The sequence below is a fragment of the Cohnella caldifontis genome, assembly GCF_029360585.1.
Classification (GTDB): Bacteria; Bacillota; Bacilli; order Paenibacillales; family Paenibacillaceae; genus Cohnella; species Cohnella caldifontis.
Map to the genome: position 1 here is coordinate 207,312 of NZ_JAQZSJ010000004.1, position 18,053 is coordinate 225,364.

Annotated in this window: 21 protein-coding genes; 8 read left to right on the top strand and 13 right to left on the bottom strand. The window is 60.5% G+C overall.

Translation table 11 applies throughout. The features are described 5' to 3' along the window. Window positions 1-7 precede the first annotated feature (7 nt). A complete protein-coding gene (locus PTZ19_RS09195) occupies window positions 8-838 on the bottom strand; it encodes a carbohydrate ABC transporter permease (RefSeq protein WP_276353911.1) in 831 nt (276 codons plus the stop codon). Beyond that, window positions 835-1,692 (bottom strand): carbohydrate ABC transporter permease, encoded by an 858-nt coding sequence (locus PTZ19_RS09200; RefSeq protein ID WP_276354001.1) that lies wholly within the window; start codon window positions 1,690-1,692, stop codon window positions 835-837. Before PTZ19_RS09200 ends, PTZ19_RS09195 begins: the two co-directional genes overlap by 4 nt. A gap of 333 nt (window positions 1,693-2,025) precedes the next feature. On the opposite strand from PTZ19_RS09200, the gene PTZ19_RS09205 reads away from it, so the two are divergent. From PTZ19_RS09205 to PTZ19_RS09220, 4 genes are all read left to right on the top strand, one after another. Further along, window positions 2,026-2,832 (top strand): SDR family NAD(P)-dependent oxidoreductase, encoded by an 807-nt coding sequence (locus tag PTZ19_RS09205; protein ID WP_276353912.1) that lies wholly within the window; start codon window positions 2,026-2,028, stop codon window positions 2,830-2,832. Beyond that, on the top strand, window positions 2,829-3,611 hold the full coding sequence (locus PTZ19_RS09210; RefSeq protein ID WP_276353914.1) for an SDR family NAD(P)-dependent oxidoreductase: 783 nt from the start codon (window positions 2,829-2,831) through the stop codon (window positions 3,609-3,611). Before PTZ19_RS09205 ends, PTZ19_RS09210 begins: the two co-directional genes overlap by 4 nt. Window positions 3,612-3,684: 73 nt before the next feature. Then, complete coding sequence (locus PTZ19_RS09215) at window positions 3,685-5,073, top strand: mandelate racemase/muconate lactonizing enzyme family protein (protein ID WP_276354002.1); 1,389 nt, start codon at window positions 3,685-3,687, stop codon at window positions 5,071-5,073. Window positions 5,074-5,113: 40 nt separating this feature from the next. Continuing rightward, a complete protein-coding gene (locus PTZ19_RS09220; RefSeq protein ID WP_276353915.1) occupies window positions 5,114-6,025 on the top strand; it encodes an RraA family protein in 912 nt (303 codons plus the stop codon). Window positions 6,026-6,207: 182 nt separating this feature from the next. Here PTZ19_RS09220 and PTZ19_RS09225 read toward each other — a convergent pair whose 3' ends face one another. The 7 genes from PTZ19_RS09225 to PTZ19_RS09255 form a co-directional block, all read right to left on the bottom strand. After that, window positions 6,208-7,326: a helix-turn-helix domain-containing protein gene (locus PTZ19_RS09225; protein WP_276353916.1), complete on the bottom strand. Its 1,119-nt coding sequence runs from the start codon at window positions 7,324-7,326 to the stop codon at window positions 6,208-6,210. A 139-nt stretch (window positions 7,327-7,465) separates the two neighbouring features. Further along, a complete protein-coding gene (locus PTZ19_RS09230) occupies window positions 7,466-8,113 on the bottom strand; it encodes a GntR family transcriptional regulator (protein WP_276353917.1) in 648 nt (215 codons plus the stop codon). A gap of 188 nt (window positions 8,114-8,301) precedes the next feature. Beyond that, complete coding sequence (locus PTZ19_RS09235; protein WP_276354003.1) at window positions 8,302-9,099, bottom strand: VOC family protein; 798 nt, start codon at window positions 9,097-9,099, stop codon at window positions 8,302-8,304. After that, a complete protein-coding gene (locus PTZ19_RS09240; RefSeq protein WP_276353918.1) occupies window positions 9,099-9,290 on the bottom strand; it encodes a hypothetical protein in 192 nt (63 codons plus the stop codon). Before PTZ19_RS09240 ends, PTZ19_RS09235 begins: the two co-directional genes overlap by 1 nt. A 388-nt stretch (window positions 9,291-9,678) precedes the next feature. Beyond that, window positions 9,679-10,245 carry an FAD-dependent oxidoreductase gene (locus tag PTZ19_RS09245; protein ID WP_276353919.1) on the bottom strand — a complete coding sequence of 189 codons (567 nt, stop codon included), beginning with the start codon at window positions 10,243-10,245 and terminating at the stop codon, window positions 9,679-9,681. Window positions 10,246-10,641: 396 nt separating this feature from the next. Next, window positions 10,642-10,827 (bottom strand): H-type small acid-soluble spore protein, encoded by a 186-nt coding sequence (locus PTZ19_RS09250; RefSeq protein WP_276353920.1) that lies wholly within the window; start codon window positions 10,825-10,827, stop codon window positions 10,642-10,644. Next, complete coding sequence (locus PTZ19_RS09255) at window positions 10,824-10,988, bottom strand: hypothetical protein (RefSeq protein ID WP_276353921.1); 165 nt, start codon at window positions 10,986-10,988, stop codon at window positions 10,824-10,826. Before PTZ19_RS09255 ends, PTZ19_RS09250 begins: the two co-directional genes overlap by 4 nt. A 114-nt stretch (window positions 10,989-11,102) precedes the next feature. Between PTZ19_RS09255 and ku the strand changes: the two genes are divergently transcribed. The 3 genes from ku (at window position 11,103) to PTZ19_RS09270 (ending at window position 13,069) form a co-directional block, all read left to right on the top strand. Continuing rightward, entirely contained in the window at window positions 11,103-11,975 is an 873-nt protein-coding gene (gene ku / locus PTZ19_RS09260; RefSeq protein ID WP_276353922.1) for a non-homologous end joining protein Ku, read from the top strand. 203 nt (window positions 11,976-12,178) lie between these two features. Next, on the top strand, window positions 12,179-12,670 hold the full coding sequence (locus PTZ19_RS09265; RefSeq protein WP_276353923.1) for an SRPBCC family protein: 492 nt from the start codon (window positions 12,179-12,181) through the stop codon (window positions 12,668-12,670). Window positions 12,671-12,676: 6 nt separating this feature from the next. After that, window positions 12,677-13,069, top strand: a complete 393-nt coding sequence (locus PTZ19_RS09270; RefSeq protein ID WP_276353924.1) for an iron chaperone — start codon at window positions 12,677-12,679, stop codon at window positions 13,067-13,069. A 73-nt stretch (window positions 13,070-13,142) separates the two neighbouring features. Here PTZ19_RS09270 and PTZ19_RS09275 read toward each other — a convergent pair whose 3' ends face one another. Next, window positions 13,143-13,379, bottom strand: a complete 237-nt coding sequence (locus PTZ19_RS09275; protein ID WP_276353925.1) for a hypothetical protein — start codon at window positions 13,377-13,379, stop codon at window positions 13,143-13,145. 223 nt (window positions 13,380-13,602) lie between these two features. Between PTZ19_RS09275 and ligD the strand changes: the two genes are divergently transcribed. Next, window positions 13,603-14,502 carry a non-homologous end-joining DNA ligase gene (ligD, locus tag PTZ19_RS09280; RefSeq protein ID WP_276353926.1) on the top strand — a complete coding sequence of 300 codons (900 nt, stop codon included), beginning with the start codon at window positions 13,603-13,605 and terminating at the stop codon, window positions 14,500-14,502. Between the two features lie 29 nt (window positions 14,503-14,531). On the opposite strand, the gene cls is transcribed toward ligD, so the two are convergent. The 3 genes from cls to PTZ19_RS09295 all read right to left on the bottom strand — a co-directional run bounded on the left by cls (window position 14,532) and on the right by PTZ19_RS09295 (window position 17,914). Beyond that, a complete protein-coding gene (cls, locus tag PTZ19_RS09285; RefSeq protein ID WP_276354004.1) occupies window positions 14,532-15,959 on the bottom strand; it encodes a cardiolipin synthase in 1,428 nt (475 codons plus the stop codon). Between the two features lie 95 nt (window positions 15,960-16,054). Then, entirely contained in the window at window positions 16,055-17,239 is a 1,185-nt protein-coding gene (locus PTZ19_RS09290; RefSeq protein ID WP_276353927.1) for a glycosyltransferase family 4 protein, read from the bottom strand. 24 nt (window positions 17,240-17,263) lie between these two features. Continuing rightward, window positions 17,264-17,914, bottom strand: a complete 651-nt coding sequence (locus PTZ19_RS09295) for an exopolysaccharide biosynthesis polyprenyl glycosylphosphotransferase (protein ID WP_276353928.1) — start codon at window positions 17,912-17,914, stop codon at window positions 17,264-17,266. Between the last annotated feature and the right edge of the window lie 139 nt (window positions 17,915-18,053).

The window sequence follows — 18,053 nt, forward strand, 5'->3', positions numbered from 1 at the left end:
TGGTGATCTAGCCTTTCAAGCCGGTCGTGGCGATTCCTTCGACGAAATGCTTCTGCGCGAAAAAGAACAGGATGACGGACGGAACGACCGAGAGCAGCGACATGGCGAGCAGCTGGCCCCAGGCGATTTCGAATTGGTCGATGAACATCCGCAGCGCAAGGCCGACGGTAAACTTCTCGACGGAGCTTAAATACAGCACCTGCGCGAAAAAATCGTCCCAGCTCCAAATGAAGGTGAAAATCGCGACCGTCACGAGCGCGGGTTTGATCAGCGGCAGAATGATCCTCGCGAAAATGCCGTACACGGACGCGCCGTCGATTTTGGCCGCGTCGTCCAGATCCCGGGGCAGCCCGCGGATGAACTGGACGAGCAGGAAGATGAAGAAGGCGCCGCCTCCGAAATAATGCGGGAGAATGAGCGGGACGTAGCTGTCGACGTAGCCGAAACGGTTGTACAGGATGTATTGCGGCACGATCGTCACCTGGCCCGGCAGCATGAGCGTCAGCAGCATGATGGAGAACCAGAAGCCGCGCAGCGGGAAATGCAGCCTCGCGAAGCCGAAGGCGACCGCCGCCGCCGTGAACACGCCCCCGACCACGTTGGCGGCTTCCATGAGCAGCGTATTGGCGAAGAAATGACCGAACGTGTAATCCTTCGAAAACCGCCATCCGTCGGCGTAATTTTCCCAGTGCGGCGTGCTGGGCCAGAGCCTCGGAAGCTTGAGCTCGGTCACGTCCTTCAAGGAAGCCCCGAGCCACCACAGGATCGGATAGACCATGACCGCCGAGAACGCGATCAGGAACAGGTGGGGGAGCCAGCGCGAACGGAAAATCGTCATTTCGCTCCCCTCCCGTCCGACTCATAGAACACCCAATAGCGGGATCCCAGGAAATTCAATGCCGTCAGCACGGCGACGATGGCGAGCAGCACCCAGGCCAGCGCGGACGCGTAACCCATCTGGAAATGCTTGAACGCTTTTTCGTAGAGAAACACGGCGTAGACGTAAGTGGATTGCATCGGGCCCCCGCGGGGCGTGATGACGAACGAGGCGGTGAACATTTGGAAGGAACCGATGATGCCGAGCACGAGGTTGAAGAATAGGACGGGCGACAGCATCGGCAGCGTGATGTGGTAAAACCGGCGAATCGGACGGGCTCCGTCCACGGAGGCGGACTCGTAGAGCTCCTGCGGGATTTGCTTGAGTCCGGCCAGGAAAATGACCATCGTCGAGCCGAACTGCCACGTATTCAGCAGGACGAGGGTGCCCAGGGCCGTATCCGGATTCGAGATCCAGCCCGTTCCTTCGATTCCGAACCAGGCGAGCACGTGGTTGACGTAGCCGTCCTTGCCGAACATGTTCCGCCACAGCGCGGCGACGGCGACGCTGCCTCCGATCAGCGACGGAAAATAGACGGCGGTGCGGTAGAAGCTCATGCCGCGCAAATTCCGGTTCAACAGCATCGCCACGAGCAGCGAGAACAGCAGCTTGAGCGGCACCGAGTAGAGCACGAACGCGACCGTAACGCTTAGCGATTTCTTGAACGTCGGGTCTCCGCCGAATATTTTGGCGTAATTGGCGCCTCCCGACCAGACCGGCTGGCTCAGCAGCGAGTAGTCGGTGAACGACAGGTAGAACGACTGCCCGATCGGCCAGAGCGTCAGCAGCAGAAACCCGACCAGCCACGGCGAAATGAAGACGTAACCCGTCCAGTCGTAGCGGCGGACGGAACGGGCGAACCGAGATCGCGCGGGCGGCGCGGCGGATCCAGCAATCGTGCGGTGGGTCACAAACGATTCTCCCCCTTTCTATTCGCGGTTTGTTGCGCCGAATCTGGATGATTTTTACACAAATACCGTAACATGAAGCGCTTACGGATTTTAGGCGGGAAATTTATGATTTTGTTTGTTTTTTTCTCGAATAAATCAAACAAAATCGTAAATTTACGTCGTCGCGGCCCCCGTCGGGCTTCCCGTATCATGAAGACAGCGTAATCGCGAAACGGGCCAGGAGGGGAGGATCGAACCGTGAGGCTGCAAAACAAGGTGGTGCTGATCGCGGAAGCCGACAGTCCGAGCGGCAAAGCGCTGCTCGTCCGGCTGGCCGCGGAGGGAGCGTCCTTCGTCTTGAACAGCGCTTCCGGCGGCTTGGAACTAACGGCCGAATTGGAACAGGCTCGACGGATGGGGGCGCAGACGCTCGTCGTGAACGCCGCGTTGTGGCGAAGCGGCGACGTCGCGCGGCTGCTGGAAGAATCGTCGCGAAGCGTCGGCCCCGTCGACGTCCTGATCCATAACTGCAACCGCGTGCTGCCGATCGGCGTGGAGGACGGCGAAGAGGAACGTTTCCTGGAGGTCATGAACGCGAACGCGAAGAGCGCCTTCGTCAGCGCGAAGGCGGTCGGCCGTCAGATGGCGGAGACCGGCCGGGCGGGACGCATCGTCTTCGTGAACTCCATCCACGCCGAGAAGCCGACGGGCTCTTCGTTCGCCTACAGCGCCTCCAAGGGCGCGGTCAAAATGCTCGCCCGCGAAGCGTCCGTCGTGCTGGGCCGCCAAGGCATCGGCGTCTATTCGATCGAGCTCGGACCGATGGAAGGAGACGACGCGAAATTCCGCAGCGAGCTTTCGGACTTGTACGAGTCGTACCGGTACAAAGTGCCCGGCGGCGAACTGGGCACGTACGGGGAATTGGCGGAGCTCGTCCTGTTTCTCTGCGGCGATGGGGCGCGGTACCTGAACGGCGCGGACATCCGCATGGACGGCGGGTTCCTGCTGCATTACCTCGATTTCAAAATGAAGCTGCCGCCGGAGACGGGAGGGGATCGGCCGTGAGCTTGCAAGGGAAAATCGCCGTCGTGACCGGCGCCGGCACGGGCATCGGCCAAGGCGTTGCCGTCGAGCTGGCCCGGCGCGGCGCCAAAGTGGCCGTCTCCTACCGCTCGAGCGAAGCGGGCGCCTTGGAGACGCTGCGCCGCATCGAGGCGCTGGGCGGCGAAGGGATGACCGTCCGGGCCGACGCCGCGAGCCGGGCGGATCTGTTCGCGATGGCGGATTTCGTCGCACGGCGGTTCGGCGGCATCGACATCCTCGTCAATAACGCCGCCTTGCAGCTGAACGACAATTTCGATCACGACGACGACGCGTACGACCGCATCATGAACACGAACCTGAAAGGTTATTGGCAGGGCATGCAAGCCGTCCTCCCTTACATGAAAGCGAAAGGCTCGGGAAGGATCATCTGCATCTCTTCCGTACACGCCAAACGCCCGACCGATTTCGATGCCGTCTACGCGATGTCGAAGGGCGCCATCAAGATGCTCGTCCGCGAGAGCGCGATCGAGCTCGCCCGGTACGGCGTCACGGTGAACGCGATCGAGCCGGGCGCCGTGGAGGTCGAGAGATTGACCTGGGCGATCGCCAAGCCGTTCGTCCCGCCCGAATACGCGGAACGGGCGAAACGTTCGAACCGCGACCCCCTGCGCAAATTCCCGCTGGGCCGGCGGGGTTTGCCTACGGACGTCGCCAGCCTGGCCTGCTATATCGCCTCCGACGAATCGGCGTTCCTGACCGGTTCGGCGATCCGCCTGGACGGCGGCAGCATGCTGTTGTAGAACCGCAATCCGTAAAATCAGCGGGAGATTGGCGCCAGTCCGATTCCCGATCAGAGGAGAATGGAAGATGGTCATGCCCACACCGGAAACGTATGAAAACGCGCTCTCCCATGTCCGCACGTTTTCCAGCCCATCCGAGCTGAGGATCACCGATATCCGGTTCGCGGACATCGCGGGCGCGCCGATGCATTGCAGCCTGGTGAAGGTGTACACGAACCAGGGGCTCGTCGGCTTCGGCGAGGTGCGCGACGGCGCGGACAAAGCCTACGCCCTGCTGCTCAAGAGCCGGCTGCTCGGCGAGAACCCGTGCCAGATCGACAAGCTGTTCCGCCGCATCAAGCAGTTCGGCGGCCATGCCCGCCAGGGCGGCGGCGTCAGCGGCATCGAGGTCGCGCTCTGGGATTTGGCCGGCAAAGCGTACGGCGTCCCGGTCTATCAGATGCTGGGCGGCAAATTCCGCGACCGCATCCGGATGTACTGCGACACCGACGTGTCGGGCAAGGACACGGGCACCCGCATGGGACACGCCTTGAAGGAACGGATGGAGAAAGGCTACACCTTCCTGAAAATGGACCTCGGCATCCAGCAGCTCCTGCACGAGCCCGGAGCGCTCAGCGCCCCGCTCGGCTTCCTGGAGGAGATGGCGGAACGGTCCAAAGCCTGGTACGAAAGCCGGCGCAACGGCGCGTTGTCCGACTTGGAGCGAAGAACCCTGCGCAGCCGGCATTACGACATTTTCAACATCGCCCACCCGTTCACGGGCATCCACGTGACGGACAAAGGCCTCGATCTGCTGGAGCAGTACGTCGCGGAGGTGCGCGCCGTCATCGGTCCCGAGGTGCCGCTGGCGATCGACCATTTCGGCCATATCGGCCTCGAGGACTGCATCAAGCTCGGCAGGCGGATCGACAAGTACCATCTCGCTTGGATGGAAGACATGATCCCCTGGCAGTACACGGAGCAATACGCCCGCCTCTCGCGCGCGGTGACGACGCCGATCTGCACGGGCGAAGACATCTATTTGAAGGAAAATTTCCGGCCCCTGCTCGAAGCGGGCGGCGTCTCGGTCATCCATCCGGACGTGCTGACGGCGGGCGGCATCCTGGAAACGAAGAAAATCGGGGACATGGCGCAGGAATACGGCGTCGCGATGGCGATCCACATGGCGGAAAGCCCGATCGGCTGCCTCGCCGCCGTGCATGCCGCGGCCGCGACGGAAAACTTCCTCGCGCTCGAATACCACTCCGTCGACATCGAATGGTGGGATGACATGATCGTGGGCAAGCTGCCGAAGCCGCTCGTCGAGAACGGCTTCATCACGGTGCCGGACGCCCCGGGGCTGGGCATCGAGGAACTGAACGACGAGGTGATCGCCCGTCACCTGCACCCGGATATTCCCGGTTTATGGGAGCCGACGGACGATTGGAACGATTACTGGAGCAACGACCGCTTGTGGAGCTGACGCTTATCGGCACGATCAGGATCGGAGGAGGACGGTAAACGTGAAATTCGATAACGCGGAAGACATCGCGCAGCTGACGCCGCTGTGGGAAGGCGAGCGGTTCCCGAACGGCAGGCCGAAGGTGCCGGAAGACGTTCTGCGCCGCATGCGGCGGATTACGCTGGAGGAAGCCTGGGGACCGCTCTGGAACCGGGGATACGCGAACCAATTCGAAGGCGACTTCAAAATCGCGTTCCCGGGCAAGGTGACGGTCGGTCGGGCCGTCACCGCGGTCATGGTGCCCCAGCGTCCGGACCTGCACGAGACGCTGCTGAAGTACGGCCACGAGCAGGAAGGCCGAAGAGGCTTCTTCAACCAGTGGGTGATCGATTCGCTCGGCGAGGACGACGTCGTCGTGGTCGACATGTACGACAAAATTTATCAGGGCACTTACGTCGGCGGCAACCTCTCCACCGCCATCGCCACCCGCACGAAGAGAGGCGGCGCCGTCATCTGGGGCGGCGTGCGGGACCTGCAGCAGATCGTGGAGATCGAGGGCATCAACGTGTTTTACCGCGGCAGCGACCCGACGGCGATCGCGGACTGCACGATGGTCGGCATGAACGTGCCCGCCCGCATCGGCCGGGCCGTCTGCCTGCCGGGGGACGTCGTGCTCGCCACGCCGTCGGGCGTCATCTTCGTCCCGCCGCACCTGGCCGAGCTGACCGTCGTGAACGCCGAGAAGTCGCAGGTGCGCGACGTTTTCGGGTTTATCCGGCTGAAGGAAGGCGTCTACACGACCGCGCAAATCGACGCTCCATGGACGGTGCCGCTGTGGCAGGATTTCCTGGACTGGTTCGGCAGCTCGCCCGAAGCGGCCGACTACCGCCACCTGACGTGGGACCGCGAATGGGAGGAAGCCCGCCGGGCGGACGCGGACCCGGACGGGCCGGGCGGCAGCGTGCGGCTGTAAGGGTTCTCGGCGAAGGAGAAGGCAAAGGCACCCGATCCCGGATGGGATCGGGTGCCCTGTTGTAAGGGGACTCTTTGATGCCATCCTCTATTTGCCGGGTAAAGTCGAGGATCTCGGCCGTTTAGATGATGTCATCTTCTATCCGCGGCATTCCTCCGGGGGCCTCGTATTCGGCGCGGAGGTTACGTCATCGAAGCGGATTCCCGGTACTCGCTCGGCGACACGCCGACTTTTTTGCGGAACACCTGGCTGAAGTAGCGGTAATCTTTGTAGCCGACCTTTTCCGCCACTTCGTAGTTTTTCAGCAGCGTATCCTTCAGCATCGCCTTCGCTTTCTCGATCCGGATGTCGGTCAGCTGCTCGATGAACGTTTTGCCGGTGCAGTTCTTGAACAGGCCGCTCAAATAGGCCGGCGTCATGAACACCTGCTCGGCGGTGCTGTGCAGCGTGGCGGTCTCGTAGTTTCTCTCCATGAACGCGATCGACTGCCGGATGATGGCGCGTTGTCCGCTCCCGCCGACAGGCGCCGTTTCCAGAATCCGAAGCCCCTGCAGCTGTTCGCAGACGTATGCCTTCACTTCGGCAAGCGTTTCCAATTTGACGATGGACATGAGGCCTCTTCCCCGGTTCAGCCGGTGCACGTTCTCCCCGCCGGCCTCCGCATCCATCCGCTTCTCCAGTCCGATGAGCAAGCGGATCGTCAGCTCGTCGATCATGGGGCGGTCCAGCGTCCCTTCTTCCAGCAACCGGTCGTAGTAATCGTCTACGGCCGCCCGGACGGAAGCGGCGTCCGGCGCCTGCCGGATCCGCTCGAACAATCCCTTCTCCAGGGCGACCGGGTATTCGCCGAGCCGCTGGCTGCCTCCCAGTTCGTGATAGCAGATCAACCGTCCGACTCCGCGGTAGAATTTGCCGTCCAACGCCTGCAGGGCTTGGCGGTAAGACCGCGGCAGCTCATCCGGCCGGCTCGCCGGCAATCCCGCGCCCGCGCTGACCGGCAAGTCGAATTGCCTGCTCAGCCTGCAGCGCATCGTTTCGAGCGCATCCTTGGCCGGCCAAGAGAACAGCAGGACGACGCGGCGGCCTTCCTCGTCCAGCAGCGCTTCGCAGCTTTCCCGGGCATTCTTCCGCAGCTCCGCCGCGATTTCCGCCGCCCAATATTTCCGTCCCCGGTCGTCCGCAAGTCCCGACGGCTCCCAGACCGCCAGCGTCGGAAACGCGAAGGAAGCGCTTGCTTTCCAGCGGCTGCGGAGCCGCGCGAGGACGATGTCCTCCGTATGTTGGCGTTCGCTCATCCGCATGCTCGATTTCCCCTTCCCAAAACCCGTGGAATCGATGAGATCGGTCGAATGGCGTCGAAACTGGATGTCGAAATATTATCGATTATCGATAATTTATATTATACCCGATCATGCCTTTTTTGGAAACTCCCGGACCGCGTTATCCCGTATAATTCCGGTAGAAGTCCAGCCCTCGCACCAGCTTCTCCGCCGCCCGGTCCACGTCGCCGCTTTTGATGACGTCCAGCAGCTCCGCATGCGAATCCGGGATGCTGTCCCCGACATGGTCCCGGTTCGTCACCGAAATAAACCGCATGATCTTCGTCTTGATGCCGTTCCAGATGTCCAGAAGCAGCATGTTGCCGCAGCGCCTGTAGAAAGTTCCGTGGAATTGCATGTCCAGCTCGACCAGGCGGTAGGCATCGTTTTCGTCCACGGCCCGCTTCATCTCGTCCAGGATCCGCTCGAGTTCGGCGATATCCTCCGGGGTCAGCGCCTTCATCGTTTCCCGAAGCGCGTGGCCTTCGATCAATTGCCGCAGCTCGTAGATGTCGCGGATTTCCTTGAGCGTGATTTCGGATACGGCCGAGCCTTTGTTCATTTTGCCGACGATGAGGCCTTCCTGCTTGAGCCGCTCCAACGCTTCCCGCACCGGAGCCTGGCTGACGTCGAACGTCTTGGCGATGTCCAGCACGATCAGCCGATGGCCCGGCGGCAAGTCGCCTTTCAGGATTTTCCTCTTCAACGTCAAATACACGTGTTCGCTGAGCGAAGTGGGATTTTGCCATTCTCCCGTCGTAATGTCCATTCCCGGCTCGCACCTCTCCTTTCCGTCGCGAGGCTGGCCAACCGCCCCATCCGGATATAAGATCATCTTATAGAACCCGGATTCCGCTCGTCAAGGCGTCCGCCGCGTCACCGTTCATCCGGCTGTCCCGCCGGTTGCCCCGCAAAAACGCGGCCCTCCGCCGGGTGGACCGCGTTTCAACATCGACTTCAATGGACTTGGCAAACCATGACCCGGTTGCCGTCCGGGTCCGTCAGCACGAACAGGTCCAGATCCGGAAACGCCTCCGGCTCTCCCGCCGTTTCGAGGCCTTGCTCCCGCGCGTAGGCCAGCGAAGCCCGCAGATCTTCCGTTTCGAAGAAGAACGGAACCGAGTACGGCTCCTCTTTCAAGAAACGGTTCCGGTCCAGCAGCAACGCGGCTCCGCCCGTCACGGGCACGGAATAGACGGACTTCTCCGCGTTCATCTCGTCCAGCGGCAATCCGAGCAGATCCGTATACCAGCGCGCTGCCGCCCGCATGTCCCGAACGTCGACGAAGACGCCTCCGATCCGAGGCCGGATCGGGCTTGCGCCATCGGGTTCGGGGTCGTCCCCCCTGTTCGTGGACCAACATGCCATGAGGGCGTTGCCTTCGGGATCGGGGAAATTGAAATAGGCCATCGGTCCATGACGCTCGGGTTCGAAGAACGGCTTGCCTTTCTCCCGAACGTAATCGTAGGCCCGGTCGATATCGGCAGCCGGAAACATCAGGCGGGGCATCATCGTTTCGCGCCAATCCGGGTTTTGCCGATTGGCCGCGTCGGAGTCGAGAATGAGGTGGGTGCCGGGCAGGTCGAACCAATAGACCGGGCCTCCGTTCAACCTTTCCTCAAGCACGGGCAGTCCCAGCAGCCGGCAGTACCATTCGGCCGATCGGCGAAGGTCCGCGACGTGCACGAAGACGCTCGCGACTCTGTTTTCGAGCGGGACGTCCCGCGCCGGACGGATCGGAAACCAGATATCCATCACCGATTCCGGATCCCCGTTGCCGCGGTACCGTTTTCCCCCGCTCTCTCGCTGAAACGCGGCCATAGCCGGGCGATCTCGTTCTCCGAGGACAATTGCCCTCCGGACGGATCGAAGCGTATTTTTTCCCCCACCACTTGAAACGGGTCTTTCCAAACCACGCGCGTCTGAACGATGCCTGCGGCTTCCATTCCGAATCTCCTCTCTGCTCCATTTCGGGCGGCAGATTGATGTGAAAGACCCCACGGATTTTCTTCCCCTGCGAATCCATGGTTTGGAAATGTTTGTCGCCCCAGTGAAAATATACATTCGCTTGCCGTACCGGAATTCCTGCTCTCCCCAAAGCGAAAAGGTTCCCTCGCGGGAACCTTGGATCGGACAGGGCGGCTTATCTCGGAAACGGTACGTTCATCCTGTGACGAGTTTCCCAGCTCTCGAACGAACACGGCGCTACCCGCGATCCGAACCCGTTTTGGTAATTTGGACAAATGGAATCCCGAAAAGTTATTAAGTTCTGAACGCTCAAAAAAAGCCTTGCCGCCGCAAATTCGCGGATGCAAGGCCTTACTCCGGTTTCGCTCAGCTTTTCAGCACGTCATGGTCGACATAGCGTTCGCCGTTCAATTCGCTGATGACGTTGATCGCCACTTTGGCGCCGTCGCCGGCGGTAATGATCGTATGCATGCTGACGCCCGCGATCGTGCCGGCCGCCCAGACGTTCGCCAGGTTGGTCTTGCCGTCCGGCGCGCAATCGACGATCGTTTTGATTCTCGGCTCGGTGCCCGGCTTCGTCTGGATGCCGCTGGCTTCCGCCAAGTCGGCGAACATGCCCGTCGCGAGAATGGCGTGCGTCCCCTCGTACGCGTTGCCGTCTTCCGTTTCCACCTTGACGGTCCCGTTCTGGGACGTTACTTTGGCCGCTTTGGCGGTGACGAATTCCGCGCCGTGTTTGGCCGCCTGCTTCTTGCCGGCCTCCACGAGATCGGGACCGGTAATGTCCGGCGCGCCGTAATGGTTCTCGATCCAGGCTCTCCGGGTCACGCTCTGGTCGCTGTCCAGCACCAAGGTTTTCTTGCCCGCCTTAGCCGTGAAAATTGCCGCGCTCGCGCCGGCAGGTCCCCCGCCGATAATAACGACGTCGTACATGTTCACACTCTCCTCTTTTTGGCATTGAATCTGTAAGGATTATAGCACAGTTACCCGACGCTATCAAAAAGTAAGAAGTCCCTCGATCATGTACGAACGTTATGCAACCCGGCTTGGAATGATTGCCTTTGGGCAATCATTCTTGAGTTTCCCTCATGGGTTAAGCGAGATATGGCTTTGAAGCAATAACTCCCGACCTTTCGGATCGGTTGAACCAACAGTGGCGGGAATGATTGCGCGAAAGCCATAACACGGACGTTTACCCGAATTGTTGCTCTAAAGCGACTCGCTGGGCGCTCGGGCACTCCATCCGCCGTTTCGACCGCGAAAAAGCGGCCCGCCGACACCGCGGCGCGACCGCTCCCTGACCGAACCTACAACCCGAAAAACCGGCACTTATCGATCTTCCTGCAGCCGGTCTACCGCGACGGTCTGCGTGTCGACGGGGCTGTTCCCGACCTGCACCGTCGCCACTCCGTTCGCCGTGTCCACTTTTTCGATCCACACCGATTCCCCGCTGTCCAGGCGCACGGGGATCGTGTCCTTCGATTCGTAAATCTCCTTCGCTCGTTCCGCGTTCATGGGTTGTCCGCCTCCATCGCGTCCGTGGTCGTTTCGGTAATCAGTCCGTTATCTACGGTCACCTGGCCGCCGCCCAGCCCTTCGTTGACCATCCGGTCGACGTCCATGTCGAACTCGTCCCTGCCTTCGTACGTCGCTTCGTCCATCCGATTCGCATCCATTCGGGTTCACCTCTCCCTCAATATGCCCGGACCGTTAAATTCCCATTCAAATGGGCACACTGATTCTAATGAGAAGAATCCGGACCCCGGTCCCGAACCCGAAGGAGGACCCCCATGCATACCGTTTGGAAAGGCGCCATCAGCTTCGGCCTCGTGCACGTTCCCGTCAAAATGTTCACCGCCACCGAAGACAAGGACATCCATCTGCGCATGATCCATAAGCCTTGCGGCACCCCGATCACTTACGCCCGCTCTTGCCCCCATTGCCAGAAGGAGGCGGAGTGGGAAGAAATCACGAAAGGCTACGAATACGAAAAAGGCCGCTTCGTGCTGTTCGACGGGGAGGAGCTGGACGCGATCAAACCGGAAAATACCCGCGCGATCCAGATCTTGGACTTCGTCGACCTGACGGAAATCGATCCGATCTATTTCCAGAAAGCCTACTACTTGTCCCCCGACCAGGCGGGCGCAGGCGCATATAATTTGCTGCTCGAAGCGATGCGCCAATCCGGCAAAATCGGAATCGCCAAAATCGCCATCCGCAGCAAGAGCAGCCTTGCCGCCATCCGCGCGGTCGAGAACTGCATCTGCATGGAAACGATGTATTATCCCGATGAAATCCGCTCGCTTCAGCTCGTCCCGAACCTGCCCGCCCAGACGGCCGTGAACGAACGCGAGCTGAGCATGGCGCGGATGCTGATCGACCAGTTGTCGACCCCGTTCGATCCGGAGAAATACACCGACGATTACCGGATCGCCCTCCAGGAAGCCATCCAGCGCAAAATCTCGGGACAAGGCACCGACGTCGTCACCGCTCCCGCCGCGGAGCGCACGAACGTCATCGACCTCATGGCCGCGCTGCAAGCCAGTTTGGAGGCGGTCAAGACCGCGCCCGCGGCCGATACCGGGACGGCCCCGGCAACCGGCGGACGCGGACCGAAAAAACCGCGGGCTCCCCGGACCCGCAAAACCGAAACCGCTCCTTGAGGAGTGCCGGCAGCCGGCCGCATGACCATCCGCGATTCCGACGCTCCCGACCCCATCCCCTTACGGGGACGGGGTTTTTTACGTTTTTCCATTTCTTCGGCCAATAGTATTCCTTGACAGGAATATTCCTTATAAATTATATTAAGAACGACAGGAAATCACATCCATATCTAGAAAAACCGAAACATTCGAGGAGGAACCGTATGAGCCCAATCGGAACGAAAGCCACCGTACGCGTCGAGGACAAAACCTTAATCGTGGAACGCGTCTTCCACGCGCCAAGGGAATTGGTGTGGGAAGCGTGGACGACCCCGAAGCACGTGTCCCGCTGGTGGGGCCATGGAGGCGTGCCGCTGCACGTCTGCGAAATCGACCTTCGGGTGGGAGGGAGCTACCGTTACGTTCAACGGGGGGAAAACGGAATGGAGTTTCCGTTCATCGGCCGGTACCGGGAAGTGGTCAAGCCGGAACGGCTGGTTTATACGATGGTGTTCGACATGGAACCGTACAATCAGCACGAATCGGTCACGACCGATACTTTCGAAGCGCTTGAAGACGGAAAGACGCGGCTGACGATGCGCACGGAGTACGATTCCGTCGAAGCGCTGCAGGCGTCGGTCGCGTCCGGAGCCGAGCAGGGAGCCATTGCTTCCATGGAACGCTTCGCCGAACACTTGGCGGGAATGGGAGGCTGATCGCACATGGCGGAAGCAAAAAAGAAATTCGAGACGGTAGACGAGTACATCGCCAGTTTTTCTCCCGAAGTTCAGCTCGTTCTTCGGCAAATCCAAGGAGCGATCCAAGCGGTTCTTCCGGAGGCGGAGGGAATGATCAGCTATCAGCTTCCGGCGTTCTCGCAACACGGGGCTGTGATTTACTATTCCGCTTACAAGGACCATTACTCCATTTCGGTCCCGCCGCCGTTCGCCGTATTCGAAGCGTTTAAAGACGAACTCTCCCCCTACGAAGTGACGAAAACGGCCGTCCGTTTTCCGGCGGACCGACCGGTGCCCCTGGAGCTGATTCAGAAAATCGCGGTATTCAAAGCCAATGAAAACCTGCAAAAATCATTGGGCAAAAAGAAGAAATCATAATGCGGGGAATGAAGAGGGAGACCGCCAACAAGGCGGTCTCCCTCTATGCGCTGCGGATGGCCCGAAGAAGGATTCATGAATACCATTCCTGCAGCTCCAACAGCAGCAGGCCGGCGGCGCCGAATAGAACGCCTCCGACGCGAATCGCCCGGCAGTAAGCAGGGAACGCGTCCTCGGATAGGCTGCCGCCTTGCAGGACGCGCCATAGAAAACCCGGATGAAGCGCGGTGAACCAGGCGGTCCCGGTCGTCACCACCAGCAGCAACGCGAGAAGGAAGGAAACCGGAGAAGGCGCTGCGGTTACGGGCATTCGCAATTTCTCCTGACCTTAGGATAATATTTAGGGCTCACTCTTCTTTATGACGCGCACGGGCAGATCGTGCAGACGTTTACGGGGAATCCCGAAAAATTCGATGCCAAATCTCCATCGGAACCGCGAAACAAATTTAGGGGGATCGGAGGCAACGGACGGGGATGGATCGCGCCGGAATGGGCAACAATTTTGGAAAAGCCCATCCGCAAGGAGGACGAGCATGCCAACGGCCCAGAAGACGGTGCTGAAACTCGGCGATTACGAGCTGAACGTCACGCATCCGGACAAGCCGATCTGGCCCGACCGGAACATCACCAAATTGGTCTACCTGCAGCAGCTGATCAAGCTGGGGCCTTATTTGCTGCCGCACACGGAAGGGCGGTATTTGACGACGATCCGTTTTCCGGAGGGTATCGGGGGCACGTCGTTCTATCAGAAAAACGCGCCGCAGCCGACCCCCGGCTTCGTCCGAACCGCCATGGGCGGAAGCATCCGATACGTCGTGCTCGATTCCATGGAGACGCTGCTCTGGCTCGGCAGCCTGTACAGCCTGGAACTGCACGTCTCCTGCGAACGGATCGGGGAGACGCTGCCGGACCGTTGGATCCTCGACATCGACCCCTCGCTGGAAGAAGAGCCGCGGATCATGGAAGCCGCTTCCCTGGTCGGCGAGCTTCTGCATTCGCTCGGGCTCGATGCCGTTCCGAAGACGTCCGGCGCGACGGGCGTGCAAGTCGTCATGCCGATCGAGCGGGGGCCGACGTTCGACGAGCTTCGCGCGTTCGGCAAGTTCGTTTCGGAATATTTGGCGGCCCGGCACCCGGAACTGTTCACGGTGGAACGGTTCAAAAAAGACCGGGGCACCCTGATCTATCTCGATTACCTGCAATTTTATCCCGGGCGTACGCTCGCCGCCCCTTACACGCCGAGGGCCCGTCCCGGCGCGCCCGTGTCGACCCCCCTGACATGGGAAGAAGTCGGCCGCAATCCCGCCGCGGCCGACTTCAACCTGTTCAATATTCACGAACGTCTGCGGATCCGCGGCGATCTCATTTCCCGGATGAAGCCGCAGCCCCTGGCCGAAGTGATCCGCAGCATGGAGGGCCGGCGCAGGCCCTAGGGAAGCCCCCTCTCCGCCTCCCGTCCCGCTTACAACAGCGGCGACAGCATCCGCGCGAGCGCCTGCTTGGCCTTGACGCTCCGAGGGCGCTTGCGGAAGCCGGACAGCTCGATTTCCCGGCTGTCCTTCAAATCCTGCAGGAAATCCCGCTCCAGCTCCGCGATCCTCTCCCCGTCGAACAGCAAGGCGTTCGTCTCGAAATTGCTGAAGAAGCTGCGCAAATCGAGATTGGCCGTCCCCACCGAAGCCATCAAACGGTCCACGATCACGACCTTGGCGTGGATGAATCCCCGGGCGTATTGCCAGAACCGCACGCCGTAACTCATCAGCTCATCCACGTAGGACATCGTCGCCGCATGGACGAGATAAGTATCCGGCACGAGCGGCACGATCAGCCGGACGTCGACGCCGCTCATCGCCGCCGTTTTCAGGGCCATGGCCACGCTGGCGTCCGGAATGAAATACGGCGTCGTAATCCATATGCGTTCCTTGGCGACGGAGAGCGCGGCGAACAGCGTCTCGTGGATGGCGTCGTCCCTGCGGTTCGGCCCCCCGGCCACGATCTGCACCGTCTCGCTGCCCGTACAGCCGTGGCGGGGAAAATAGTCCGGCCCGTCCGGACTCAGCCCCGTCGCCGTCTCCCAGTCTTTCAGGAACACTTCCTGGAGGCCGTATACCGCGTCGCCCTCCGCCTCCAGATGCGTATCCCGCCAGAAGCCGAGCTTGGGGTGCTTCCCCAAATATTCGTCCCCGACGTTGATGCCGCCTACGAACCCCCGGGTTCCGTCCGTCACGAGGATTTTCCGGTGGTTGCGGTAATTCATCCGTTTCTTCAGAAACGTGGGGCGCAGCGGAAAAAAGCTGGCGTATTCCACGCCCGCCTCCGCGAGCGGCGCGAAGAAGTTTTTCTTGATTTTGATGCTGCCGATCCCGTCGTACAACAGACGGACTTCGACGCCCTCCCGCGCTTTGCGGATCAGTTCCTCGCGGAACGTGCGGCCCGTCTCGTCATCCCGGAGGATGTAGGTGGAGAAATGGACGTGATGCTTCGCGGCGCGGATCGCGGCCAGCATCGCTTCATAGGCGGCTTCGGCGTTCGTCAGCACCCGCGTCCGGTTGCAGCCCGTGATCGGAGAAGCCCCGGCTTTGCGCAGCAGCTTGAACAGCCGCTCCTGGCGGGCGAACTCCGGGCTGGGCATCTCCTCCGGCCCGGAGACCAAACGGCTCTTCTCGAGGATGTCCGCCCTCCGGTGCTCGTCGATGCCGCCCCGCCGCCGGACTTTCCTTCTTCTCTGGTACTCCTGGGCCAGAAAATAATACAGTACGAATCCGACGATCGGAAACAGGAACAAAATGAACAGCCAAGCCATCGCGTTGGCCGGTCTGCGGTATTCCAAGACGAGAATGGTCGCCGCCTGAAAGACGAAGATGACCAAAATCCCGATGAGCCAATGCAAATGCATGCGTCAACCCCGCTTCGATCAACATGTCCGGAAATCTTATTATACCACCATTCCCCGACAAGCGAAGTTGAACACGCTCCTTGCGAATCTCATTCCGATTGGCGCGTATATTCCGGCATGAAGCCGACGGGCGTTTTCTCCCGATATAGCCGATGGTAATAGTGCTCGATCCGCCGGATGACGGCATCCTCCGTAAAGTCCCGTTCAATCGCTTCCCGAGCGTTCCGGCCCAGGCTGTCCGCGAACGTCTCGTTCTCCAGCACTTGCCGGAACGCGGCCGCCAGGCGGCCTTCGTCTTGCGGAGGGACGAGCAGGCCCGTAAGCCCGTGCCGCAGCAGCTCCCTCGTTCCGAGAACGTCGCTGGCGATGACCGGCTTCGAATACGCCATTCCTTCCATCAGGATCCGGGGGAGGCCTTCCTTCTCCGAAGTCAGCGCCACCGCATCCGCCAGTTGGACATAGGGGTAAATATCCGTTTGGTGGCCGACGATTTTCACGTGATCTTCGAGTCCGAGCGCCGCGATGCGGCTGCGGATCTCCGCTTCGAGCGGCCCCTTGCCGGCCAGCAGGCAGACGAAATCCGCGCACCCCTCTTGAACCAGGCGATGGATGCCGCGCAGCAGGAAGAAGTGGTCTTTCACCGGCTCCAGCCTCGCTCCGACCAGGATGACTTTCCGTCCGGGGGAGATCCGCCACGCCGCCCGGATCCGATCCAATTCTTCCTCCGTAATGGACGCGCGTCTGCGGTCCAGCCGTTCGAGATCGACGCCGTTTCCCTCGTAGAAGACGAGCTGCCTTGGGGCGTAAGCCCGGATTTTCTCCAGGTCTTCCCGGTTCTGCGACGCGATCGCGTCGCAGAATGCCGATGCCAGCTTTTCCAGCATGCGGTAAACGAAATGGGCGATTTTGCCCTGTCCTTCATAAAAAGGCAGGCCGTGCGCCGTGTGAATGACGACGGGGATGCCCGCCAGCCTGGCGGCGATTCTGCCGACCAGTCCGGCTTTGGCCGTATGCGTGTGGACGATGTCGTATTTTTCCTTCCGGAACAGCCGCATTAACCGAATGATCGATAAGAAGTCCTGCAAAGGACGGATTTTCCGGTGCATGGGAACGAACGTCATCGGCAGCGGGTACTGTCCCATCAACCTTTCGTCGTATCCCTCCGCCGACGAGATCAGATGGATGCGATAGCCTCTCCGCGCCAGAAGCGCCAGCTTGTCGACCAACACCTTATGGCTGTTGCTGGACGTGCATAGATGGGCAACCTTGAACAAGTCGTTTACCCCTTCCTTCGCCGCTTATCTCGCGCCGTCTCCGGTCAGCACGACCTTAACCGTCCGCAGCAAAATCTTCATGTCCAATCGGAATGAAAAATGCTGGATGTAATACATGTCGAGCTCCAGCTTCTCCCGCGGGGTAATCTCGTAGCCTCCGTTGATTTGCGCCCACCCGGTCAGACCCGGCTTGACGAGCAGCCGCCCGACGAACCCCGGGATCTCTTCGTTGAACCGGGCGACGAAAACCGGACGTTCCGGGCGGGGCCCGATCAAGCTCATTTCTCCCCGCAGCACGTTGATCAATTGGGGAATTTCATCGATTCTCGTCTTGCGGAGGAAGGAACCGACTTTCGTGATCCGCGGGTCGTTCTTCTCCGCCCATTGGGCGCCGTTCTTCTCCGCGTCCAGCCGCATCGAGCGAAGCTTGATGACTTTGAACAAGCTGCCTTTCCAGCCTACGCGTTCCTGGACGTAGAACACCGGTCCGGGAGATTCCGCGTAGATGGCGGCCATCGCCGCGAGCAGCAAAGGGGAACTCAGCAGCAGCCCCGCAAGCGAAAACGCGATATCCGCCAGGCGTTTGATCGAGACGTAGTACTTTTTCCGTTCCGCGTAGGGGGCGCTCCAATCCAGAGCCGCGGAGGTTTCCGAAAGCAAGCGGCTTTCCATCATTTCCGGTTCTCCTTCCTTTCCTTTCCGACAAAAAAACCGTCAGGGAGCAATTCATCCCTGACGGTCCTATTGTTTCGTGCCTCTGAAGTCACTCTTCAGCAACTTTCCCACGAACATGCTCAATCCTGTACTCAAATGA

What these genes read in the sequence shown, in the direction of transcription:
- PTZ19_RS09195 (WP_276353911.1), bottom strand. Translation starts at nt 838, where the DNA reads ATGACGATTTTCCGTTCGCGCTGGCTCCCCCACCTGTTCCTGATCGCG.
- PTZ19_RS09215 (WP_276354002.1), top strand. Translation starts at nt 3,685, where the DNA reads ATGCCCACACCGGAAACGTATGAAAACGCGCTCTCCCATGTCCGCACG.
- PTZ19_RS09225 (WP_276353916.1), bottom strand. Translation starts at nt 7,326, where the DNA reads ATGCGGATGAGCGAACGCCAACATACGGAGGACATCGTCCTCGCGCGG.
- PTZ19_RS09230 (WP_276353917.1), bottom strand. Translation starts at nt 8,113, where the DNA reads ATGGACATTACGACGGGAGAATGGCAAAATCCCACTTCGCTCAGCGAA.
- PTZ19_RS09235 (WP_276354003.1), bottom strand. Translation starts at nt 9,099, where the DNA reads ATGGATATCTGGTTTCCGATCCGTCCGGCGCGGGACGTCCCGCTCGAA.
- PTZ19_RS09240 (WP_276353918.1), bottom strand. Translation starts at nt 9,290, where the DNA reads ATGGAAGCCGCAGGCATCGTTCAGACGCGCGTGGTTTGGAAAGACCCG.
- PTZ19_RS09245 (WP_276353919.1), bottom strand. Translation starts at nt 10,245, where the DNA reads ATGTACGACGTCGTTATTATCGGCGGGGGACCTGCCGGCGCGAGCGCG.
- PTZ19_RS09250 (WP_276353920.1), bottom strand. Translation starts at nt 10,827, where the DNA reads ATGAACGCGGAACGAGCGAAGGAGATTTACGAATCGAAGGACACGATC.
- PTZ19_RS09255 (WP_276353921.1), bottom strand. Translation starts at nt 10,988, where the DNA reads ATGGATGCGAATCGGATGGACGAAGCGACGTACGAAGGCAGGGACGAG.
- ku (WP_276353922.1), top strand. Translation starts at nt 11,103, where the DNA reads ATGCATACCGTTTGGAAAGGCGCCATCAGCTTCGGCCTCGTGCACGTT.
- PTZ19_RS09265 (WP_276353923.1), top strand. Translation starts at nt 12,179, where the DNA reads ATGAGCCCAATCGGAACGAAAGCCACCGTACGCGTCGAGGACAAAACC.
- PTZ19_RS09270 (WP_276353924.1), top strand. Translation starts at nt 12,677, where the DNA reads ATGGCGGAAGCAAAAAAGAAATTCGAGACGGTAGACGAGTACATCGCC.
- PTZ19_RS09275 (WP_276353925.1), bottom strand. Translation starts at nt 13,379, where the DNA reads ATGCCCGTAACCGCAGCGCCTTCTCCGGTTTCCTTCCTTCTCGCGTTG.
- ligD (WP_276353926.1), top strand. Translation starts at nt 13,603, where the DNA reads ATGCCAACGGCCCAGAAGACGGTGCTGAAACTCGGCGATTACGAGCTG.
- PTZ19_RS09295 (WP_276353928.1), bottom strand. Translation starts at nt 17,914, where the DNA reads ATGATGGAAAGCCGCTTGCTTTCGGAAACCTCCGCGGCTCTGGATTGG.